This is a genomic window from Pseudomonas auratipiscis (genome assembly GCF_036324085.1).
In the GTDB taxonomy this organism is placed as follows: Bacteria; Pseudomonadota; Gammaproteobacteria; order Pseudomonadales; family Pseudomonadaceae; genus Aquipseudomonas; species Aquipseudomonas auratipiscis.
In genome coordinates, this window is the sequence record NZ_JAZDCU010000023.1 from 26,001 (window position 1) to 43,303 (window position 17,303).

The 17,303-nt window shown below is 59.9% G+C and carries 15 protein-coding genes and 3 tRNA genes; 4 read left to right on the forward strand and 14 right to left on the reverse strand.

Annotated elements, in window-relative coordinates:
- Nucleotides 1-564 precede the first annotated feature (564 nt).
- Nucleotides 565-3,657, forward strand: coding sequence for a ribonuclease E (rne, locus tag V0R60_RS23835; RefSeq protein WP_330080806.1), 3,093 nt, complete (start codon nucleotides 565-567; stop codon nucleotides 3,655-3,657).
- 80 nt (nucleotides 3,658-3,737) lie between these two features.
- Here rne and murB read toward each other — a convergent pair whose 3' ends face one another.
- The 8 genes from murB to V0R60_RS23875 all read right to left on the reverse strand — a co-directional run bounded on the left by murB (nucleotide 3,738) and on the right by V0R60_RS23875 (nucleotide 10,566).
- Nucleotides 3,738-4,754, reverse strand: coding sequence for a UDP-N-acetylmuramate dehydrogenase (murB, locus tag V0R60_RS23840; RefSeq protein WP_330080807.1), 1,017 nt, complete (start codon nucleotides 4,752-4,754; stop codon nucleotides 3,738-3,740).
- Nucleotides 4,751-5,215: a low molecular weight protein-tyrosine-phosphatase gene (locus V0R60_RS23845; RefSeq protein WP_330080808.1), complete on the reverse strand. Its 465-nt coding sequence runs from the start codon at nucleotides 5,213-5,215 to the stop codon at nucleotides 4,751-4,753. The genes murB and V0R60_RS23845 overlap by 4 nt, the downstream gene beginning before the upstream one ends.
- Nucleotides 5,215-5,979: a 3-deoxy-manno-octulosonate cytidylyltransferase gene (gene kdsB, locus V0R60_RS23850; protein ID WP_136475170.1), complete on the reverse strand. Its 765-nt coding sequence runs from the start codon at nucleotides 5,977-5,979 to the stop codon at nucleotides 5,215-5,217. The genes V0R60_RS23845 and kdsB overlap by 1 nt, the downstream gene beginning before the upstream one ends.
- Nucleotides 5,976-6,161 carry a Trm112 family protein gene (locus V0R60_RS23855; RefSeq protein ID WP_003247142.1) on the reverse strand — a complete coding sequence of 62 codons (186 nt, stop codon included), beginning with the start codon at nucleotides 6,159-6,161 and terminating at the stop codon, nucleotides 5,976-5,978. Before V0R60_RS23855 ends, kdsB begins: the two co-directional genes overlap by 4 nt.
- Nucleotides 6,162-6,199: 38 nt before the next feature.
- Entirely contained in the window at nucleotides 6,200-7,210 is a 1,011-nt protein-coding gene (lpxK, locus tag V0R60_RS23860) for a tetraacyldisaccharide 4'-kinase (RefSeq protein ID WP_136475169.1), read from the reverse strand.
- Complete coding sequence (locus tag V0R60_RS23865) at nucleotides 7,210-7,641, reverse strand: ExbD/TolR family protein (protein ID WP_136475168.1); 432 nt, start codon at nucleotides 7,639-7,641, stop codon at nucleotides 7,210-7,212. The genes lpxK and V0R60_RS23865 overlap by 1 nt, the downstream gene beginning before the upstream one ends.
- Entirely contained in the window at nucleotides 7,638-8,273 is a 636-nt protein-coding gene (locus tag V0R60_RS23870) for a MotA/TolQ/ExbB proton channel family protein (RefSeq protein ID WP_038608555.1), read from the reverse strand. The genes V0R60_RS23865 and V0R60_RS23870 overlap by 4 nt, the downstream gene beginning before the upstream one ends.
- Nucleotides 8,274-8,343: 70 nt before the next feature.
- A complete protein-coding gene (locus tag V0R60_RS23875; RefSeq protein ID WP_330080809.1) occupies nucleotides 8,344-10,566 on the reverse strand; it encodes a DNA internalization-related competence protein ComEC/Rec2 in 2,223 nt (740 codons plus the stop codon).
- 142 nt (nucleotides 10,567-10,708) lie between these two features.
- Between V0R60_RS23875 and V0R60_RS23880 the strand changes: the two genes are divergently transcribed.
- The gene (locus V0R60_RS23880; RefSeq protein ID WP_136475166.1) at nucleotides 10,709-11,251 is read left to right on the forward strand and encodes a DUF2062 domain-containing protein; all 543 of its coding nucleotides are present in this window, start codon (nucleotides 10,709-10,711) and stop codon (nucleotides 11,249-11,251) included.
- Here V0R60_RS23880 and V0R60_RS23885 read toward each other — a convergent pair.
- The 3 genes from V0R60_RS23885 to V0R60_RS23895 all read right to left on the reverse strand — a co-directional run bounded on the left by V0R60_RS23885 (nucleotide 11,219) and on the right by V0R60_RS23895 (nucleotide 13,689).
- On the reverse strand, nucleotides 11,219-11,998 hold the full coding sequence (locus tag V0R60_RS23885) for an ABC transporter permease (RefSeq protein WP_136475165.1): 780 nt from the start codon (nucleotides 11,996-11,998) through the stop codon (nucleotides 11,219-11,221). The two genes, V0R60_RS23880 and V0R60_RS23885, sit on opposite strands and share 33 nt — an antisense overlap.
- Nucleotides 11,995-12,927 carry an ABC transporter ATP-binding protein gene (locus V0R60_RS23890; RefSeq protein ID WP_330080810.1) on the reverse strand — a complete coding sequence of 311 codons (933 nt, stop codon included), beginning with the start codon at nucleotides 12,925-12,927 and terminating at the stop codon, nucleotides 11,995-11,997. The genes V0R60_RS23885 and V0R60_RS23890 overlap by 4 nt, the downstream gene beginning before the upstream one ends.
- A gap of 138 nt (nucleotides 12,928-13,065) precedes the next feature.
- Nucleotides 13,066-13,689 carry a glutathione S-transferase family protein gene (locus tag V0R60_RS23895; protein ID WP_136475163.1) on the reverse strand — a complete coding sequence of 208 codons (624 nt, stop codon included), beginning with the start codon at nucleotides 13,687-13,689 and terminating at the stop codon, nucleotides 13,066-13,068.
- 184 nt (nucleotides 13,690-13,873) lie between these two features.
- On the opposite strand from V0R60_RS23895, the gene V0R60_RS23900 reads away from it, so the two are divergent.
- Together V0R60_RS23900 and V0R60_RS23905 are read left to right on the forward strand one after the other, a co-directional pair.
- Entirely contained in the window at nucleotides 13,874-16,321 is a 2,448-nt protein-coding gene (locus V0R60_RS23900; protein ID WP_330080811.1) for an acyl-CoA dehydrogenase, read from the forward strand.
- A 67-nt stretch (nucleotides 16,322-16,388) separates the two neighbouring features.
- Complete coding sequence (locus V0R60_RS23905) at nucleotides 16,389-16,796, forward strand: PA2817 family protein (RefSeq protein ID WP_136475161.1); 408 nt, start codon at nucleotides 16,389-16,391, stop codon at nucleotides 16,794-16,796.
- A 100-nt stretch (nucleotides 16,797-16,896) separates the two neighbouring features.
- Here the strand turns inward: V0R60_RS23905 and V0R60_RS23910 are convergent.
- From V0R60_RS23910 to V0R60_RS23920, 3 genes are all read right to left on the reverse strand, one after another.
- Nucleotides 16,897-16,972: transfer RNA gene (locus V0R60_RS23910), tRNA-Gly, on the reverse strand.
- A 95-nt stretch (nucleotides 16,973-17,067) separates the two neighbouring features.
- Nucleotides 17,068-17,143 (reverse strand) — tRNA-Gly (locus V0R60_RS23915).
- Between the two features lie 4 nt (nucleotides 17,144-17,147).
- Nucleotides 17,148-17,223 (reverse strand) — tRNA-Glu (locus V0R60_RS23920).
- Nucleotides 17,224-17,303: the final 80 nt, after the last annotated feature.

Below are 17,303 nucleotides of genomic sequence, written 5' to 3' on the forward strand. Positions count from 1 at the left end.
ATCGCCACCAGCGCCGTGCAGAGAAGACCGATAAAAAACGACAAGAGCGGTGTTTTGCCCTCCCCCATGTTTTTTTCGATGCCACTCTGTCAGTGCCGTCAGTTTCACGCAGTCATGGTGAAAGCTTCGGAAATACCAGCCTTGAACATACAAAGGCGCGGGCTCCCGTATGGAGCTGGCGAAAATGCAACCCGTTGCGGATTCAGCGCGCGGCAGCACCCGAATTATCAGGGATACGTGTAGGGTGGAGATGCACAACCGTCGGACCGTGTAGTACTGCGTTCAGTCCATAGGCCTCCTGGCCTGGCGACCGGACCCGGTCTTGATCAAGATGCCCCTGGGGCGTCCACGGCCGAAGGCTGATTCCTCCTCCTGTCTGAGTGCATTTGACACCACAGCAAGCAGGACGCGTCGTCGCGACTTCGGCAGTACTGGGTTACCAGTCTGGCTCGACAGTCGCTGGACACGGGGGTGGCCCGCCACCCCTTGCGCACCTGACACCGACCGTGAGAAGTCGTGTGTGCCGAACGCCGTTTCCGGCAGCCCGGAAACCGACGGTATTACATGAAAAGAATGCTGATTAACGCGACTCAACCTGAAGAGTTGCGTGTAGCTCTGGTAGACGGCCAACGCCTCTACGACCTGGACATCGAGTCTGGTGCGCGCGAGCAAAAAAAGGCCAACATCTACAAAGGCCGGATCACCCGGATAGAACCTAGTCTGGAAGCCGCCTTCGTCGACTTCGGCTCCGAACGTCACGGCTTTCTGCCGCTGAAGGAAATCTCCCGCGAATACTTCAAGAAGTCCCCGGAAGGCCGGGTGAACATCAAGGAAGTACTCAGCGAAGGCCAGGAAGTCATCGTCCAGGTCGAGAAGGAAGAGCGCGGCAACAAAGGCGCAGCCCTGACTACCTTCATCAGCCTCGCCGGCCGCTACCTGGTGCTGATGCCAAATAACCCGCGTGCCGGTGGCATCTCCCGCCGCATTGAAGGCGAAGAGCGCAACGAACTGCGCGAAGCCCTGAACGGCCTGGTTGCTCCTGCCGACATGGGTCTGATCGTACGTACTGCTGGCCTTGGCCGCAGCAGCGAAGAAATGCAATGGGACCTGGACTACCTGCTGCAACTGTGGACTGCCATCAAAGAGGCCTCCCAGGACCGCGCTGCGCCTTTCCTGATCTACCAGGAAAGCAACGTCATCATCCGCGCCATTCGCGACTACCTGCGCCAGGACATCGGCGAAGTGCTGATCGACAGCATCGACGCCCAGGAAGAAGCCCTGACGTTCATCCGCCAGGTGATGCCGCAGTACGCCAGCAAGATCAAGCTGTACGAAGACAGCGTCCCGCTGTTCAATCGCTTCCAGATCGAAAGCCAGATCGAAACTGCCTTCCAACGCGTGGTCGAACTGCCGTCTGGCGGCTCGATCGTTATCGACCCAACCGAAGCACTGGTGTCCATCGACATCAACTCGGCACGCGCCACCAAAGGTAGCGACATCGAGGAAACCGCACTGCAGACCAACCTGGAAGCGGCTGAAGAAATCGCCCGCCAGCTGCGTCTGCGTGATATCGGTGGCCTGATCGTCATCGACTTCATCGACATGACCCCAGCCAAGAACCAGCGCGCCGTCGAAGAAAAGGTCCGCGAATGCCTGGAAGCCGACCGCGCCCGCGTACAAGTCGGCCGCATTTCGCGCTTTGGCCTGCTGGAGATGTCTCGTCAGCGTCTGCGCCCTTCCCTCGGCGAAAGCAGCGGTATCGTTTGCCCACGCTGCAGCGGCACCGGCATCATCCGTGACGTTGAATCACTGTCGCTGGCGATCCTGCGCCTGATCGAAGAAGAAGCCCTGAAAGACCGCACCGCCGAAGTTCGCGCCCAAGTGCCGATTCCGGTTGCAGCCTTCCTGCTCAACGAAAAACGCAACTCGATCACCAAGATTGAACTGCGTACCCGTGCACGCATCGTCATTCTGCCGAACGACCATCTGGAAACCCCACACTTCGAAGTGCAGCGCCTGCGCGACGATAGCCCGGAAGCCCAGAGCAGCCAATCCAGCTACGAAATCGCCGCAACCGAGACCGAAGAGGCTCAGCCGACTGCAGCGACTCGCACCCTGGTTCGCCAGGAAGCTGCGGTCAAGACCGCTCCAGCGCGTGCCAATGCACCGGTTCCGACCGCTGCGGAGCAACCTGCCGCACCGGCCCACGTCGCGCCTGAACCAAGCCTGTTCAAAGGCCTGGTCAAGTCGCTGGTCAGCCTGTTCGCCGGCAAGGACGAACCTGCTGCAGCGCCTGTAGTTGCCGAGAAGCCGGCCACCGAGCGCCCACAGCGCAACGAAGAACGCCGCAACGGTCGCCAGCAAAGCCGCAACCGCAACGGCCGTCGCGATGAGGAGCGCAAGCCACGCGAAGAGCGCGCACCGCGTGAAGAGCGTCAACCACGCGAAGCGCGTGAAGAAACCCAGGCCCGCGAAGAGCGCGCACCACGTCAACCTCGCGAAGAACGCCAGCCTCGCGCCCCGCGTGAAGATCGCCGTACTCGCGAAGAACGCCCGGTCCGCGAACTGCGCGAAGCACTCGACACCGCTACCCCGGCAGTGCGCGAAGAGCGCCCTGAGCGTGCTCCACGTGAAGAGCGCCAGCCGCGTGAAGAACGCGCACCCCGCGAAGAACGTACGCCTCGTGAAGAGCGCGCGCCTCGCGAAGAACGTGCCCCGCGTGAAGAGCGTCAACCACGCCCACCACGTGAAGAACGCCAGCCAAGCCCGGCTATCGAAACCGCTGAAGCGGCTGAAGAGCAACTGCCTAACGAAGAACTGCTGCAGGACGACAACCAGGAAGGCACCGAGGGCGAACGCCCACGTCGCCGCTCCCGTGGTCAGCGTCGCCGTAGCAACCGTCGTGAGCGCCAGCGTGACGCCAACGGAAATGTGGTTGAAGGCTCCGAAGACGGCGCTGAAGAAGGCAACGAGCCTACCGGGGCCGAACTGGCAGCCGGCCTGGCCGTTACCGCTGCAGTTGCAACCAGCAACATCAGCGCTGATGCCGAAGCCCAGGCCAACGTCCAGGCAGAGCGCGCGACTGCTGCCGTTGAAGAAGCAGCTCCAGTGATTGCCCCAGCAACCACTGAGGTCGTTCCTGCAGAAACGGTTGAAGCGGTCGAGCCAGCAGCAATCGAACCGGTTGTGGTTGAAGCACCGAAACCGGTTGTAGCCGAGCAAGCAAGCATTGCTCCAGTTGTTGAGCAACCGGTCAGCGAGCCTGTGGCAGTCGTTGAGCCACGCGTTGAGCCGGTTGTCGAAGCGGTTGCCGAGCAAGCAGTTGAAGCGCCGGTTGAAGTTGCTGTTGTGGCAGAGCCCGTTGTCGAAGCACCACGCGCGCCAGAAGTTGTTCAGGCGCCTGTAGTCGAAGCTGAAGCAGCCCAACCAGTCGCCAGCGAACCAGCACCTGCTGTTGAGGAATCTACCCCTGCTGCCGAGCCAGTGGTGGTCGAAGCCCCGGTGATGCTGCCAAACGGCCGCGCACCAAACGATCCTCGCGAAGTACGTCGCCGCAAGCGTGAAGCTGAAGCAGCCGCCGCAGCCGCCAAGGCAGCAGAAGTCGAGCAGCAACCTGAAGCGCTGGACACTGCAGAAGAGCAAAAACCGCTCGTCTGAGCTGCGCTGAAATGAAAAGCCCCGCCAGGTAACTGGCGGGGCTTTTTATTGCCGCTATGAATGCAATCGACAGGGCTTTGTTACAACAGATTCGGCTCCATCTCGAGCGTGACGCCAAATCGCTCGAAGATATCTGCCTGGATTTTCTGCGCTAACTGATGCAGTTGCAGGCCACTGGCCTGACCGTAGTTGACCAGAACCAGAGACTGCAACCGGTGCACCCCGGCATCACCTTCACGAAACCCCTTCCAACCAGCTTGCTCGATCAGCCAGCCCGCAGCCAACTTGATCTGGCCATCAGCCTGTGGATAAGCCACCAGGTCCGGATGCTGCACACGGATCGCATCAGCCAGCACCGCAGTTACGATCGGATTTTTGAAAAAGCTCCCGGCGTTGCCCAGCTCTGCAGGGTCCGGTAGTTTTTCGCGGCGAATGGCGCAAATCGCATCGCTGATGTTCTGCGCCGTCGGGTGACTGACACCCTGCTCGCTCAGGCGTTGACGCACCGGACCGTAATCCAGATGAGCCTGCATGACTCGACTCAAGGCAAAACGAACACGCAGGATCAACCAGCGCCCGGGATTACGCTTGAATACGCTGTCCCGATAGGCAAAGGCGCACTCTTGCAGGCTGAAATCGCGCAGCTCGCCGGTCTGGCGATCCAACGCGGTCAGCCCGGCGAACACATCCTTGATCTCAACGCCGTAGGCACCGATATTCTGCATCGGTGCTGCACCGACGGTCCCAGGAATCAAGCTGAGGTTTTCCAGCCCGGAAAAACCCTGGGCCAGCGTCCACTGCACAAACTGATGCCAAGGCTCACCCGCCTCGGCCTCGACCACCACGCGCTCATCATCGGCAAGAATCCGCACACCGCGACTGACCATGCGCAGCACCAATGCCGGTACATCCGCGGTCAACAGCAAATTGCTGCCGCCCCCAATAACCAGCACCGGCACGTCCTGCGCCGCTGCCTGGGCCAGCGCCTGACCCACATCGTCGTCGTTGTGCGCTTCGGTGAAAAAGCGGGCTTTCACCTCGATACCGAAGGTGTTGTAAGGCTTGAGCGAAACCTGCTCCTGCCACTGCCTACTCATAGACGTCCTTTGAGTTCGATGACCAGTTTGCGGCACGCCTCTTCAATCAGGTCCAGCACCTGCTCGAATCCTTGCTCACCACCGTAATAAGGATCTGGCACCTCTTGCAGCGCGCTGTCGTAGCGCCGCAGGAACAAGTCGAGCTCCGCTTTCGCGCCAGCAGGCTGCATGGCCCGCAGGTTGCCAAGATTGCTCTCGTCCATTGCCAGAATCAGGTCGTACTCGGCGAAATGCCCAACCCGAACCTGCTGTGCTCGCTGCTGCGACAAATCATAACCACGCAACTGCGCGGCACGACGGGTACGGCTGTCCGGTTGCTTGCCGACATGCCAGTCGCCGGTGCCGGCCGATGCCACTTCGATCAGCTCACTCAGACCTTCGACCTGAAGTTGGTGACGCAGGACACCCTCCGCCGTGGGCGAACGGCAAATGTTGCCCAGGCACACAAAAAGAACCCGCATCAAGCCTCCAGAATGCGCCTGACGCGCTCCAGATCTTGTGGTGTATCAACGCCCACAGGTGGCGCCTCGATTGCATCAGCCACATGAATGCGCACGCCATGCCAAAGTGCACGCAATTGCTCAAGCGACTCGGTGCGCTCCAACCAGCATGGCCCCCAACTGACAAAGTCATGGAGAAAGCCTGCACGGTAGGCATACATCCCAATATGGCGACGGTAAGGTACACCTTCGGGCAAGGTATCCTGGCCGCTGGCGAACACATCTCGCGCCCAAGGCAATGGCGCCCGGCTGAAGGTCAAGGCCAGGCCATTGCAGTCACTGACAACCTTGACGGCGTTGGGATTGAAAACCGCAGTGACGTCATCGATCGGTTCGGCCAAGGTGGCAATACCCGCCTCAGGATGCGCCGCGAGGTTTGCTGCCACCTGATCGATGATGATCGGTGGAATCAACGGCTCATCACCCTGGACATTGACCACAATAGCGTCAGCAGGCAAACCCAGCTTGGCCGCAACTTCAGCCAGGCGATCAGTACCGGAGTCATGATCCTCACGGGTCATCAGCACCTGCGCGCCGAAGGCTTCGCAGGCCTGATAAATACCGGCGTCATCAGTGGCAATCACTACACGGCTGGCGCTGCTTTTACACGCCTGTTCCCAGACGTGCTGGATCATCGGCTTACCGGCGATGGGCAGCAAAGGCTTGCCCGGCAGGCGTGTAGAGGCCAGCCGGGCGGGGATCACGACAGTGTAGGCCGGGGTCATTTATCCAGGCGCTCATCATCGGTCAGGGTGCGCGCTTCGCTTTCCAGCATGACCGGAATACCGTCGCGGATTGGATACGCCAGGCCTGCGCCTTTGCTGATCAATTCGGTTTTATCGGCACTGAGCTTGAGCGGGCCTTTGGTGATTGGGCAAGCCAGGATGTCGAGCAATTTGGTGTCCATGGGTATTCCTCAGGCCAGTGGCCGGAAAAAGAAACGAATCAGGAGTGCCGCGAGCCGGGTAACAAGCGATCAAGCTGAGCATCGAACCACACCCGGAAGGTCGGTGAAGGCACAGCATCGACCGCAAGGTACCACCAGTCGTCAGCAGCGAAGGCGCGGCATTTGACCGCGTCCTTCTCGGTCATGATCAGCGGGAGTGCAGGCGCAAAGCTCAAGGCTTGGGCGCTGTACTCGGCATGATCGGCAAAAGGGTGTGGCACAGGTCGCCAGTTTAGCCCCTGCAGGGTATTGAAGAAACGTTGCGGATTACCAATACCGGCCACCGCATGCACAGCCTGGCCTGCAGCGAAGTGATCCAGGCCTTTACGCTCACCGCTGCGCAAGTTGACCAGCGCCGTGGGCTGCAAGACAAAGGCAAAGCCGTCGTCGCGATCGGCGGTGGCCCCGTTGTAGAGCACTGCATCGACCTCTTGCAAACGCTCCACCGGTTCACGCAGCGGTCCGGCGGGCAAACAGCGCCGATTGCCCAGGCCTCGGGCGGCGTCGATCAACACCAGTTCCAGGTCACGGGCCAAGCGGTAATGCTGCATGCCGTCGTCACAGAGAATCAGGTCCAGCGACTCGCTGGCCAACAACGCCTGAACCGCGCGCGCGCGGTCGGGGTCGATCATCAAGGGCACGCCGCTACGCTGCACAATCAACAGCGGCTCGTCGCCAGCTTCGGCAGCATTGTGCTCGGCACGTACGCGCCAAGGCAGTTGCGCAGGTTTGGCGCCATAACCACGACTGACCACACCTACGCGCAACCCTTGCTGACGGCAATGGTCGATCAGCCACAGGATCATCGGCGTCTTGCCGGTGCCGCCAATGGTGATATTGCCCACCACGATAACCGGCACCGACGCACGATAACTGGGGCTATCCCCTGCGAGAAAACGCGCCCGCTTGCGCATCACTACACGCCGGTACAACGACTCCAGCGGACGCAGCAAGGCAAGTGCGGGATGTCCGGCATACCAGGCATCGAGCAAACGGTCGGTTAACGCCATCAAGGTGTCCCCTGAGCAGCCTCGACCGTGGTCATGCGCAATTGGCTGAAACCGAGCTTGCCGGCCGCATCCATGGCAGTGACCACCGCCTGGTGCGGGGTCTTGCCGTCGGCACTGATCGACAACGGCAGCTTGGTATCGCCTGCAGATTCTTTCTGCAGGGCCTCGGTCAGGGTCGCCAGGTCGCTCTTGGGCAGCAGGTTGTTATTCACCGAATACACACCGTCGGCGCTGATGGTGATATCCAAGTGCTTGACCTCGTCGTCGGGCGCAGGCGCGCCACTGACCGACTCAGGCAACTCGACCCGCAACTGGGTTTCGCGGGTAAACGTAGTCGTCACCACAAAGAACAGCAGCAGGATGAACACCACGTCAATCAGCGACGCCAAGTTGATATCCACGGTCTCCCGGGCCTTGCGCCGAAATTTCACGCCTTGCCCTCGGCCAGGTCGACATCACGGTCGCCCTGCACCACTTCGACCAACTTGATGGCCTCTTGCTCCATGCCGACGACCAACTCGTCGATACGGCGCTGCAGGAAGCGATGGAAGAACACCGAGGGGATACCGACCATCAAGCCTGCAGCGGTGGTGATCAGCGCCTTGGAGATACCGCCCGCCAGCACCGCAGCATTGGTGGTCATACCGGTGCCCATGAACGCACTGAAGATATCGATCATGCCCAGCACTGTACCGAGCAGGCCGAGCAGCGGCGCCATCGCCGCAATGGTACCCAAGGCATTGATATAGCGCTCCAGCTCGTGAATGACCCGAGCCGCCGCTTCTTCGATGCACTCTTTCATGATCTCGCGACCATGACGGGAGTTCGCCAGGCCAGCAGCCAGGATCTCGCCCAGCGGGGAGTCGGCACGCAGGGCCTTTAACTTGTCACTGGTGAGCTGTTTGTCTTTTATCCACAGCCACACCTGACCCAGCAAGTGAGGTGGGGTAACCCGGCTGGCGCGCAGAGTCCAGAGACGCTCGGCGACGATAGCCATGGCAGCGATGGAACTCAGAATGATCGGCAGCATCATCCAACCACCGGACTTGACCAATTCCCACACAGTTAGCATCCCCTTGAAAAAGTCCGCCACTTTACCATAGGACCCTTGGAGGCTCATCTGCCGAAGGTCGTCAACTCGGGTCGCGCCAGAATCGCCGCTGGCTACGCTGTTTCAGCGGTTCGCCAAACGTCCCTAGACGCAAGCGCAGGGCCCCATGCAGGGCACTGTCGAATACTTCGATGCCGCTTGTCCGGTAGCGCTGCATCACCGATGCGTGCGGATGGCCAAATGCGTTGTAACGACCTCTGGAGATCAACACGCCACGAGGCGACGTCGCCGTCAGCAATGCCTGGCTCGAAGATGTGCGACTGCCATGGTGCGGCGCCTGCAGCCAGTCAATACGGCTCGCCTGCCAGTCTTCGAGCCAGGCCTGTTCGCCAGCAGCGTCAATGTCGCCAGTGAGCAGCAACCTCTCGCCCGCCGCCTCGACCAACAATACGCAAGATGCCTGATTACTGTCGCCTGCGCCCTGCCATTGCCAGAGCGAAAAACTCACGCCATCCCACTGCCAACGCTCACCACTGACACAGGGCTGCGCCTGCAACGCTTCAGCGTGCTTGGCAGCTTCGCCGCTAAGCACTCGCTGCACCTGCAAACCAGCCTTGAGCGCCAACGCACCACCGGCATGATCGGCGTCGGCATGGCTGAGCAGCATCAAGTCGATTTTCGCTACTCCCATTTTGCGCAAGGCAGGCAGGACCACACGCTCACCAAGATCGGAATCACCGACCACAGGCCCGGCGTCATAAAGCATTGCGTGCTGTCGGGTCCGCAACACCAACGCCAAACCCTGTCCGACGTCCAGTTGCCAAACTTCCAATTGCCCTTCAGGCACTCGTTCTCGAGGTGCGAAAACCGCCAGCATCACCAGCGGCCAGCCCAGAACCCGCATTGGCAGGCCCGCGGGCAACAACAGCGACACCGCCCCCAGACACATCAACAACCACAGCGGCCACGGCAGAGCTTCAGGTATCCATGCCGGCTGCACGTGCGCCAATAACCCAAGCAAGCGGAACAACCCATCGAGTAAGCCACCGGCGAGCCAGATCAAGCCCTGCCCCACCACCGGCACTGGTAATAAAACAGTGCCTAGCAGCGCCAACGGCAGTACCGCCAGACTGATCCAGGGTACGGCGAAAAGATTGGCCAACGGCGCTGTGAGACTGACCGGCAGCCCCAGCGCGATCAACACAGGCAAGAGCCCAAGAGCAATCAACCACTGCGCCCGCCCCCACGCTCGCCATGCACTCCAGGCCCCCAAACGGCCACTGAAGGTAAGAATCAACACCGCCACCGCCACAAAAGACAACCAGAAGCCCGGGAGAAGACTGGCCAGAGGCTCCCACAGCAGTACGGCATTGAGCGCTAGCAACCAGGGCACCCACATGCCCAGGTGGCGATAGCGCAAACGCCATAGCAACACCACTGCCAGCATCATGCACGCTCGCTGCACCGGCACTTGAAAGCCTGCCAGAAGGCCATAACCCAACGCCGTCACAAACGCCGCCGCGCACGCCCAAGGTAACCAGGGCAAGGCCTGCGGCCACCAACCCAGGCGCGCCAACAGGGCGATCAATGCGTAGACCAGCCCCGCCAACAGGCCAATATGCTGTCCGGAAATGACCAGCAAGTGCACGGTGCCGGTGGCCTGCAGTGTTTGCCAGCTTTCGCGCGCCAAGCCTGCACCGTCGCCCAGCACCAGCGCTATCAACTCCCCCTCCCGCCCCTGCGCATCAGCCTGCATCAACCGCTGGCGAATATCGCTGCGCCAGGCCCGCTCGGCGGGGGCCAGCAACTCGCCAGCCTTTACGCTGCCTGTACCGCCGATGCGCCGGGCCAACAAGGTTGCCTCACGATCCGGCCCATGGGGATTGAGCAAACCGTGAGGCCGCCTGAGGTTGACCGCCAGCCGCCAACGTTCACCACTGCTGACGCCAGGCCCGGCAAACCAACTTAATTGCAGACGTGACGGCAATATGGCACGCCGGGATTGCGCGCCCTCCAATTCGAAGCGTGTTGATCGACCGTCTTGCGATGGCAAGCCAACAACGGTGCCCTCCAACCACAGGATGCGACCATCGAGTTCCGGCGCAAGGCGATCATCCAGCGCCTGCTGGGCCGACAGACAAGCCCAACACAAACCCAAGAAAAACAGTCCCAGCGGATACGTTCGCCATGCCAGGCAAACAACGGCGGTCAGGGCCATTACAAGCAGCCACCCGACCGATGGCAAAACGGGTAGAACACTCAGGCATAGAAGGCCCAGTGCCAGCGCCAACATCCCTGTGCGCATGCGTCGAAGCTCCAGAATAAACCCACACCCACAGGCTTAGATCAGCGCAGCCAAGCACTCACTCAATAATTGTCACAAAGTCTGTAATGGGGGGCTTTTAGATTCCGTGCATACTTGCCACTTCACCCAGTCGAGAGCCTACATGCCGCGTCGTCTCTTTAAACGCTACATGCCCGATCCGACCAGCATCAGGGAACATAAATCCTTACGCTTTCTCGGCCGGCTGTTGCACGACCCGAACCTTTGGCACCTGAATCGACATTCGGTTGCCCGGGCAATGGCTGTCGGCCTGTTCGCGGCGTTCATTCCCGTGCCCATGCAGATGTTGCTGGCCGCGAGCCTGGCGATCCTGGTGCGTGGCAACATGCCGATTGCTGTCAGCCTGGTCTGGCTGACCAACCCGTTCACCATGCCGCCGGTGTTCTATTGCACCTACCAGATGGGAGCCTGGCTCATGCAGGTTCCAGCCAGGACCCTGCCGGATGAACTCACCTTCGAATGGATCACCGGCCAGCTGTCGACCCTGTGGCAGCCATTCCTGCTTGGCTCGGTGGTCTGCGGCCTGCTGCTCGGCGCCCTGGCTTACTGCCTGACCATGCTCTACTGGCGCTGGTGGGTAGGCCGGCAGTGGCGCCGGCGCAAACAGAAGGTATCAGGTACGCATTCCACGCCCACTGACCAGTAAGCGCACACAGCCTAAATACAACACGGCAGTGGCAGCGAGCATGAAGCTGATAGCCACCCCGATACGAATGTCCGAAACACCCAGGATGCCGTAGCGGAACGAGTTGACCATGTGCAGCACCGGGTTGGCCATCGATACGGTCTGCCAGAATGGCGGCAGCAGGTTGATCGAATAGAACACGCCCCCCAGGTAGGTCAGCGGCGTCAGGACGAAAGTCGGAATGATCGAAATATCGTCGAAGTTGCGCGCAAACACTGCGTTGATAAAACCCAGCAACGAGAAGATGGTCGCGGTCAGCACCACCACCAGAATGGTCACACCCAGGTGATGCACCTGCAGGTGGGTGAAAAACAGCGAAAGCATGGTGACGATCACCCCCACCGCCAGCCCGCGCAAGACACCACCCAAGGTGTAGCCGATCAAAATGGTGTGAGGCGACACAGGCGACACCATCAACTCTTCGATGGAGCGCTGGAACTTGCTGCCGAAGAAGCTCGACACCACATTACCGTAGGAGTTAGTGATCACCGACATCATGATCAATCCCGGCACGATGTACTCCATGTAGGTGAAACCACCCATATCGCCGATCTGCCGGCCGATCAGGTTGCCGAAGATCACAAAGTACAAAACCATGGTAATTGCCGGGGGCAGCAGGGTCTGTGGCCATATCCGGGTAAACCGACGCACTTCGCGATAGACGATAGTATTCAGGGCGACCAGATTGGCGCTCAATTCCGAACTCATACCGCCACCTTCGCCAGGTTTTTTTCCACCAGGGACACGAACAACTCCTCGAGACGGTTGGTCTTGTTGCGCAGGCTCTGCACTTCGATATTCTGCAAGGCCAACTGGCTGAACAACGCCGTGATGCCCACATCCTTGTCCACTTGCACTTCCAGCGTGTGCGGGCTTATCAGCCGGCACGGGTAACCGGCCAGGTTCGGTGCCTGGGACAAGTCATGCTTGAGATCGAGCAGGAAGGTTTCCACATGCAGCTTGCCGAGCAATGCGCGCATGCTGGTGTTTTCGACAATGGTGCCGTGGTCGATGATGCCAATATGTCGGCAAAGCTGCTCGGCTTCTTCCAGGTAGTGGGTGGTCAGAATGATCGTGATGCCCTGCTGATTCAGCTCGGTGAGAAAACTCCACATCGAGCGGCGCAGTTCAATATCCACACCTGCCGTCGGCTCGTCGAGAATCAACAGCCTTGGCTCATGCATCAGCGCCCGGGCGATCATCAGCCGGCGCTTCATACCACCCGACAACGAACGCGACGGCACATCGCGCTTATCCCAGAGACCTAACTGCGTCAGATACTTCTCGGCGCGCTCCTTGGCCACCTTGGCGCTAATGCCGTAGTAACCCGCCTGGGTCACGACAATATCGAAGGTTTTTTCGAACTGGTTGAAATTGAACTCCTGCGGTACGACACCAATGCTGCGCTTGAGCGCTGCGGGCTGTCGGTCAAGGTCATTGCCGAAGATGCTCACTGTACCGCTGGTTTTATTGACCAGGGTCGAAAGAATACCAATGGTGGTGGATTTCCCGGCGCCGTTGGGGCCGAGCAAGGCGAAGAAATCACCTTCGGCGACATCCAGGTCAATACCCTTGAGGGCCTGGAAACCGTTGCCGTAGGTTTTGGTTAGCTGCCTTATGGACAGAGCAGAACTCATAGCGGATCGCGTACCAGTTTGAATGGTTCAAGACGCGACCGGACAGGCCGGCCGCAGTGAATATGGCCATGGTGCTTGTCCAGGCCATACAAGTACAGTCATGTGTATCGATAATAACTATCAGCTTGACCGCTGGATTCAGGTCAATGCCGTCATGACCGCCGCCTGGAAGGCCGGGCGCGCCTGTAAACGTTCGTACCAGGCGCGCAAATGGCGCATTTCGGGGCGCTCGATGGGCATTTCGAACCAGGCGTAGGCAAAGCAGCCCAGCGGGATATCGCCCATGCCCAACTCGCTACCGGACAAGTAAGGTTGGCGAGCCAGGGCTTGATCGGCAATGGACAGCATTTGTGCGCAGGTTTTGTGCGCCGCGTTGATCGCCACCCAGTCCTGCTGCTCGGCGGGCGTTCGCAGAATCCCCCAGAACAGAGGCCGGAAGGGCACGGCTAGCGATGACGTGGTCCAGTCCATCCATTTGTCTGCCTCGGCACGCTGGCGCGCGTCATCCACATACCAGCCAGATTCGGCACCATAGCGCGCCGACAGATACCGCACGATGGCATTGGACTCCCACAGCACCAGCCCGTCATCTTCGATCATAGGCACCAGGCCATTGGGATTGAGCGCCCGGTACTGGGGCTCGTTGACCAACCCAAAAGCCCCACCGGCATCTACCGACTCATACTCCAGCCCCAACTCTTCAGCGCACCACAGTACTTTCCTGACATTGGTCGAATTCTTCCGGCCCCAGATCTTGAGCATGACGACGTCCTGATGAATGTGCGGCCGTTCAGTCTACCGCAGACATCAGCTATGACAATTGCCCCACTCCCTCAGCGAACTCCAGCAGCCACGACCTGTCACTGTTCTGACAAGCCGATTGTCGGATGCGGTCTAAGCTCTGATGGTTCGCGCAATGCCTTTTTTGTTTCATGGAGGAATGGACATGTTGCTGTTGTGGTTAGTGGTTCTGGTGATCGGCGCCGCCTACATGGCCCACCGTCGCATCGCCGCGGTGCCTGCACTGGCAATCCTTGCAGCGTATGTGCTGCTGATGGGTATTTTCAGCCATGCGCCTGGCTGGCTGCTAGCAATTCTGTGGTTGGTGTTGGCAGCCAAAGCCGCGCTGGTACTGCTCCCAGACCTGCGCCGCCGGGTTTTCAGCGGGCCCTTGTTCGGATGGTTCAAGCGCACCCTGCCCCCTATGTCGCAAACCGAGCGCGAAGCCATCGATGCGGGTACCGTATGGTGGGATGGTGAACTGTTCAGCGGCCGCCCGAACTGGAATACCCTGCTCGATTACGCCAAGTCTGAGCTGACCGAAGAAGAACAAGCCTTCATCGATGGCCCCACCGAAGAACTCTGCGCCATGGTCAGCGACTGGCAGATCGGCCAGGACCTGGACCTACCGCCAGCGGCCTGGGAGCACATCAAGTCCCATGGCTTCTTTGCCCTGATCATCCCCAAAGAGTATGGCGGCAAAGGCTTCTCGGCCCACGCTCACTCACAGGTGGCGATGAAACTGGCGACCCGCAGTGGCGACCTGGCATCGACGGTCATGGTTCCCAATTCCCTCGGCCCGGCTGAATTGCTGCTGCACTACGGCACTGACGAGCAGCGTCAGCACTACCTGCCGCGCCTGGCCCGTGGCGAAGAAATCCCCTGCTTTGCCCTGACCGGGCCACTGGCCGGTTCCGACGCCGGCGCCATGCCCGATACCGGTGTCATCTGCAAAGGCCAATGGCAAAGCGAAGAAGTCATCGGCCTGCGCCTTAATTGGGAAAAGCGCTATATCACCCTCGGCCCTGTAGCCACTTTGCTGGGACTGGCGTTCAAGGCCTACGACCCGGAACACTTGCTCGGCGAGGAAGAAGAGCTGGGTATCAGCCTGGCCCTGATCCCTACCGACACCCCCGGCGTCGAGATAGGCCAACGCCACTTGCCTCTGGGCGCTGCCTTCATGAACGGGCCCAACAGCGGCAAGGATGTGTTTATCCCGTTGGAGTTTCTCATCGGTGGTCAAAGCATGCTCGGCAAAGGCTGGATGATGCTGATGAATTGCCTGTCGGTGGGCCGCTCGATCTCACTGCCGGCAGTGGGTACCGGAGCAGCCAAATATACCAGCCTGGTCACCGGCCAATATGCGCGGGTGCGCGAACAGTTCAACGTACCGCTGGCGGCCTTTGAAGGTATTCAGGAATCACTGGCGCGAATCGGTGGCAATGCCTTTCTGATGGACAGCGCGCGCCTGCTCACTGCCAAGGCCGTGGACTTGGGCGAAAAACCTTCGGTGCTTTCCGCAGTGCTCAAATACCACCTGACCGAGCGTGGCCGCGAATGTATCCAGCACGCCATGGATGTGCACGGTGGCAAGGGCATCATCATGGGGCCGAAAAACTACCTGGGGCGCAACTGGCAAGGTGCGCCAATATTCATCACTGTCGAAGGCGCCAATATCCTCTCGCGCAACCTGATGATCTTTGGCCAGGGTGCCATTCGCTGCCACCCTTTCGTGCTCAAGGAAATGGCCCTGGCTGGGCGCGAAGACCACCAGCAGGCACTCAAGGAGTTCGATCAGTTGCTTATGCAGCACATCGGCTTCGCGATCGGCAACGCCGCCAGCACATTGGTCCTTGGGTTGGGCCTGGGCCATTTCGAAAGGGTTCCGGGTGATGCCCTCAGCCAAGGCTACTTCCGTGCACTCAATCGCCAGGCCGCAGCGTTCGCCATGCTTGCCGACATGAGCATGATGTTGCTCGGTGGCGAGCTCAAGCGCCGTGAACGCCTCTCGGCCCGCCTAGGAGATGTGCTGAGCAATCTTTACCTGAGCTCTGCCGCGCTCAAGCGCTATCACGACCTGGGGTCGCCCGAGCATTTGCAGCCACTGCTGCGCTGGGCCATGGAAGAGAGCCTGGGCCAGGCTGAAAAGGCCCTGGACCGTCTGCTCGACAACTTCCCCAATCGCTTCCTTGGCTGCGCCTTGCGTATTGTGGTGTTTCCCTTCGGCCGCAGGCATACCGGCCCGAGCGATGCCCTGGATGCAGAAGTGGCCGCCTTGATCGGACGACCGAAGGGCGACCCGGCGCTCGAGGAACTGCTTGCTGGCTGCTACCGTCCGATGGATACCAACGACCCGGTCGGCGCCCTGCAGCAAGCCTGCACCTTGCTCGAAGAATGCGCCCCTGTGCATAAAAAACTGCATCAGGCAGTCAAGGAGGGCAAGGTCAGCCCCGCACCCGGTGAGTCGACAATCGATGCAGCCCTGCGCGCTGGTGTACTTCAAGCCACTGAAGCGCAAACACTGCACGCTGCCGAAGCAGCGCGACGCACCGTGATCGATGTCGATGCTTTCAGCAAGGAGGCACTCCTGCCTACCCCCGGCAAAATTCGTTAACGGCCGGGACATCGGGCGCCGGGGGCCGTATACTCCCGCGCCCGTTTTGCTCAAGAGGATCGCCAGCATGGCTACCGATCGCCTGGAATATCATCTCGCCCTGCTTACCCACCTGCGCACCATCCTGGCTGCCTTGGGCGAAGCCGAGCAAGTGCCGGAAGAAAGTCACGCGCTGTTTCTCGAGCGCTTCGATGACCTGATGCTGCAACTGCCGGTTGACCCGGAAAGCACCTACCTGGGTCAGGACCTGATTTGCCAGATTATCCAACGCTACCCACAAGTTGCCCACTTGGTGCCGCGCGATCTGTTGTGGTTTTTCGGCGGTGACTGCCTGCACTACATGCCTGATGAAGAGCAGATGATCTACCAGACCCTGGAAGAGCGCCGCTATGAAGCCGAGCAGAATGACGAGCCGTTCGACTGGAACCAGGAAAAACAGCTGTTGAGCATGTCCGACGACGACAGCAAGCACTGATCCGCACAGGCGGCAGGATTGAAAAGTTCTGCCGCTTCAGTCAGCCAACATAATTCCAGACGAAAAAAAACGCCGTTCAAACGAACGGCGTTTTTCTGTTTGGAGCGGGAAACGAGACTCGAACTCGCGACCCCGACCTTGGCAAGGTCGTGCTCTACCAACTGAGCTATTCCCGCAAATTTTGTAGCTGCCGATTTAACTCGGCGAGAAAAAAGGCAAACAGCCCTTTTACTCATCACTACAGCGTTGTCAAACGCTGGAGCGCCATATTTGGAGCGGGAAACGAGACTCGAACTCGCGACCCCGACCTTGGCAAGGTCGTGCTCTACCAACTGAGCTATTCCCGCAAAATGGCGTCCCCTAGGGGACTCGAACCCCTGTTACCGCCGTGAAAGGGCGGTGTCCTAGGCCACTAGACGAAGGGGACACACTACAACATTCACTTCCTGCCACGCTGCACTGAGTGCTTTACGCTGCAAGTGGCGCGCATTTTAGGGATGCTGCGAA

Coding starts and splice junctions, on each gene's coding strand:
- V0R60_RS23890 (WP_330080810.1), bottom strand. CDS start 12,927: ATGAGTTCTGCTCTGTCCATAAGGCAGCTAACCAAAACCTACGGCAAC.
- V0R60_RS23885 (WP_136475165.1), bottom strand. CDS start 11,998: ATGAGTTCGGAATTGAGCGCCAATCTGGTCGCCCTGAATACTATCGTC.
- V0R60_RS23905 (WP_136475161.1), top strand. CDS start 16,389: ATGGCTACCGATCGCCTGGAATATCATCTCGCCCTGCTTACCCACCTG.
- lpxK (WP_136475169.1), bottom strand. CDS start 7,210: ATGGCGTTAACCGACCGTTTGCTCGATGCCTGGTATGCCGGACATCCC.
- V0R60_RS23875 (WP_330080809.1), bottom strand. CDS start 10,566: ATGCGCACAGGGATGTTGGCGCTGGCACTGGGCCTTCTATGCCTGAGT.
- V0R60_RS23895 (WP_136475163.1), bottom strand. CDS start 13,689: ATGCTCAAGATCTGGGGCCGGAAGAATTCGACCAATGTCAGGAAAGTA.
- V0R60_RS23845 (WP_330080808.1), bottom strand. CDS start 5,215: ATGCGGGTTCTTTTTGTGTGCCTGGGCAACATTTGCCGTTCGCCCACG.
- kdsB (WP_136475170.1), bottom strand. CDS start 5,979: ATGACCCCGGCCTACACTGTCGTGATCCCCGCCCGGCTGGCCTCTACA.
- V0R60_RS23900 (WP_330080811.1), top strand. CDS start 13,874: ATGTTGCTGTTGTGGTTAGTGGTTCTGGTGATCGGCGCCGCCTACATG.
- V0R60_RS23855 (WP_003247142.1), bottom strand. CDS start 6,161: ATGGACACCAAATTGCTCGACATCCTGGCTTGCCCAATCACCAAAGGC.
- V0R60_RS23880 (WP_136475166.1), top strand. CDS start 10,709: ATGCCGCGTCGTCTCTTTAAACGCTACATGCCCGATCCGACCAGCATC.
- murB (WP_330080807.1), bottom strand. CDS start 4,754: ATGAGTAGGCAGTGGCAGGAGCAGGTTTCGCTCAAGCCTTACAACACC.
- rne (WP_330080806.1), top strand. CDS start 565: ATGAAAAGAATGCTGATTAACGCGACTCAACCTGAAGAGTTGCGTGTA.